This window comes from Lampropedia aestuarii, from assembly GCF_004803635.1.
In the GTDB taxonomy this organism is placed as follows: Bacteria; Pseudomonadota; Gammaproteobacteria; order Burkholderiales; family Burkholderiaceae_C; genus Lampropedia; species Lampropedia aestuarii.
The window spans coordinates 1-3,877 of the sequence record NZ_SSWX01000045.1 but is presented as its reverse complement, the minus strand read 5'-3'; the positions used below and the strand labels follow the sequence as shown (position 1 = coordinate 3,877).

The following is a 3,877-nucleotide window of genomic DNA, read 5'->3' as shown; positions in this document are numbered from 1 at the left end:
GCACTGTGTTGATAACGCAGGGGTCGTTGGTTCGAGCCCAACTAGACCCACCAAATACTCCAACGTTAGAGGTTGAAGTGATTGGCTAGAAGCAAGTGATGCAAGGCGCGTATGACGAAGCATACTTAAGTATGTGAGGAAGTAGCAACGCAGCAGCACGCAGCTTATTGCCGATCAGCGGGGGATTAGCTCAGCTGGGAGAGCACCTGCTTTGCAAGCAGGGGGTCGTCGGTTCGATCCCGTCATCCTCCACCAATCACTCCTTATCGAGTTTGTCTACTTTGCCAATGCAGTGCTTGAAAGTGCTGTACNCGGTTCGATCCCGTCATCCTCCACCAATCACTTCTTATCATGTCTGTCTTCTTTTGCGATTGCAGTGCTTGAAAGTGCTGTAGAATGCGCGACTTCGCTAAATACCAAAGAGGCTTTGAGTGGTTTTTACTGCTTTTGAGGCTTTTTTGTTGTTTGTCGACATAGTTTGATAAATACGGCTGTTCTTTAAAAAATCATAGAGNTTTTGCGATTGCAGTGCTTGAAAGTGCTGTAGAATGCGCGACTTCGCTAAATACCAAAGAGGCTTTGAGCGGTTTTTACTGCTTTTGAGGCTTTTTTGTTGTTTGTCGACATAGTTTGATAAATACGGCTGTTCTTTAAAAATTCATAGAGTCGAAATCAATATTGCTGGTGGAAAGCAAATATCTGCGGATGTTTGCACCGTGCCGCCAGCANTCGAAATCAATATTGCTGGTGGAAAGCAAATGCCTGCGGATGTTTGCACCGTGCCACCAGTGATAGTTTTGATTGCGTCAATAACGAACATTCAAATTTACTTTGAATGCTTTATGTAATTGACAATTGTTCTCAGCTTTTTTATTGTGATTTATCACGATGAGAAAGTTAATAGATCAAGCGTAAATTACGGCAATAACGCGTTAGATAAGTTTGCTTGACTGCAATGGAAGTCTTTGTTTTTAACAGAGGCCAAAGTTATAGGGTCAAGTGACTAAGAGCATGTGGTGGATGCCTTGGCGATTACAGGCGATGAAAGACGTGATAGCCTGCGAAAAGCTTCGGGGAGCTGGCAAATGAGCTTTGATCCGAAGATGTCTGAATGGGGAAACCCACCCTTAGGGGTATCCTTAACTGAATACATAGGTTAAGGAAGCGAACCTGGAGAACTGAAACATCTAAGTACCCAGAGGAAAAGAAATCAACCGAGATTCCGAAAGTAGTGGCGAGCGAAATCGGATCAGCCTTCTAGTGATAGCTTGAAAGATAACAGAATACCTTGGAAACGGTAACCATAGTGGGTGATAGTCCCGTATGTGAAAATTTTGAGTGGTACTAGGCTAGAGATAAGTAGGGCGGGACACGAGAAATCCTGTTTGAATATGGGGGGACCATCCTCCAAGGCTAAATACTCGTAATCGACCGATAGTGAACAAGTACCGTGAGGGAAAGGCGAAAAGAACCCCGGGAGGGGAGTGAAATAGATCCTGAAACCGCATGCTTACAAAAAGTAGGAGCCCTTAGGGGTGACTGCGTACCTTTTGTATAATGGGTCAGCGACTTACATTCAGTGGCAAGGTTAACCGAGTAGGGGAGCCGAAGAGAAATCGAGTCCGAATAGGGCGAACAGTCGCTGGGTGTAGACCCGAAACCAAGTGATCTATCCATGGCCAGGTTGAAGGTGCCGTAACAGGTACTGGAGGACCGAACCGACTAATGTTGCAAAATTAGCGGATGAGCTGTGGATAGGGGTGAAAGGCTAAACAAACTTGGAAATAGCTGGTTCTCTCCGAAAACTATTTAGGTAGTGCCTCAAGTATTACCTGCGGGGGTAGAGCACTGTTTTGGCTAGGGGGTCATGGCGACTTACCAAACCAAGGCAAACTCCGAATACTGCAGAGTACAGCTTGGGAGACAGAGCACCGGGTGCTAACGTCCGGACTCAAGAGGGAAACAACCCAGACCGCCAGCTAAGGTCCCTAAAACGGGCTAAGTGGGAAACGAGGTGGGAAGGCATAGACAGTCAGGATGTTGGCTTAGAAGCAGCCATCATTTAAAGAAAGCGTAATAGCTCACTGATCGAGTCGTCCTGCGCGGAAGATGTAACGGGGCTAAGCCAGTTACCGAAGCTGCGGATGCACAGTTTATCTGTGCGTGGTAGGAGAGCGTTCTGTAGGCCTGAGAAGGTGAATCGTAAGGTTTGCTGGAGGTATCAGAAGTGCGAATGCTGACATGAGTAGCGTTAAAGGGGGTGAAAAGCCCCCTCGCCGTAAGCGCAAGGTTTCCTACGCAACGTTCATCGGCGTAGGGTGAGTCGGCCCCTAAGGCGAGGCAGAGATGCGTAGCTGATGGGAAACAGGTTAATATTCCTGTACCGACTGCAAGTGCGATGTGGGGACGGATCTTAATAGGTTATCCACCGGTTGGAAGTGGTGGTTTAGACAGAAGTAGGCGTGTGTTAGGCAAATCCGGCACACATATACCGAGGCTGTCGATCGAGAAGGCTTGCCTTTGAAGTAACTGAACGGGGTCCCAGGAAAAGCCACTAAGCTTCAGCTTGCAGCGACCGTACCGCAAACCGACACTGGTGCGCGAGATGAGTATTCTAAGGCGCTTGAGAGAACTCTGGAGAAGGAACTCGGCAAATTGACACCGTAACTTCGGGAGAAGGTGTGCCCTAGTAGTGTGATGAGAACATCTGAGCATGAACGGGTTGCAAAAAATTGGTGGCTGCGACTGTTTATTAAAAACACAGCACTCTGCAAACACGAAAGTGGACGTATAGGGTGTGACGCCTGCCCGGTGCTGGAAGATTAAATGATGGGGTGCAAGCTCTTGATTGAAGTCCCAGTAAACGGCGGCCGTAACTATAACGGTCCTAAGGTAGCGAAATTCCTTGTCGGGTAAGTTCCGACCTGCACGAATGGCGTAACGATGGCCACACTGTCTCCTCCAGAGACTCAGCGAAGTTGAAATGTTTGTGATGATGCAATCTCCCCGCGGAAAGACGGAAAGACCCCATGAACCTTTACTGTAGCTTTGTATGGGATTTTGAACAGATCTGTGTAGGATAGGTGGGAGGCTTTGAAGTGGCGATGCTAGTTGCCATGGAGCCGTCCTTGAAATACCACCCTGGTGTGTTTGAGATTCTAACCTGCGCCCTTGAATCAGGGCGGGGGACAGTGCATGGTAGGCAGTTTGACTGGGGCGGTCTCCTCCCAAAGTGTAACGGAGGAGTTCGAAGGTACGCTAATTACGGTCGGACATCGTGATAATAGTGCATAGGCATAAGCGTGCTTGACTGTGAGACTGACAAGTCGAACAGGTACGAAAGTAGGACTAAGTGATCCGGTGGTTCTGTATGGAAGGGCCATCGCTCAACGGATAAAAGGTACTCTGGGGATAACAGGCTGATACCGCCCAAGAGTTCATATCGACGGCGGTGTTTGGCACCTCGATGTCGGCTCATCTCATCCTGGGGCTGAAGTCGGTCCCAAGGGTATGGCTGTTCGCCATTTAAAGAGGTACGTGAGCTGGGTTTAAAACGTCGTGAGACAGTTTGGTCCCTATCTTCCGTGGGCGCTGCAGATTTGAGGGAACCTGTTCCTAGTACGAGAGGACCGGAATGGACACACCTCTGGTGTACCGGTTGTCACGCCAGTGGCATCGCCGGGTAGCTAAGTGTGGACGAGATAACCGCTGAAAGCATCTAAGCGGGAAACTCATCTCAAGATTAGATCTGCCGGGGCCTTGAGCCCCCTGAAGGGTCGTTGAAGACTACGACGTTGATAGGTTGGGTGTGCAAGTGCAGTAATGCATTGAGCTAACCAATACTAATTGCCCGTGAGGCTTGACCCTATAACTTTGG

At 48.7% G+C, this 3,877-nt stretch carries 1 tRNA gene and 1 rRNA gene; both read left to right on the top strand.

What is annotated here, in order from left to right:
• Window positions 1–179 precede the first annotated feature (179 nt).
• Window positions 180–255: transfer RNA gene (locus E8K88_RS17680), tRNA-Ala, on the top strand.
• Between the two features lie 738 nt (window positions 256–993).
• Window positions 994–3,867 (top strand): 23S ribosomal RNA (locus tag E8K88_RS17675).
• Window positions 3,868–3,877: the final 10 nt, after the last annotated feature.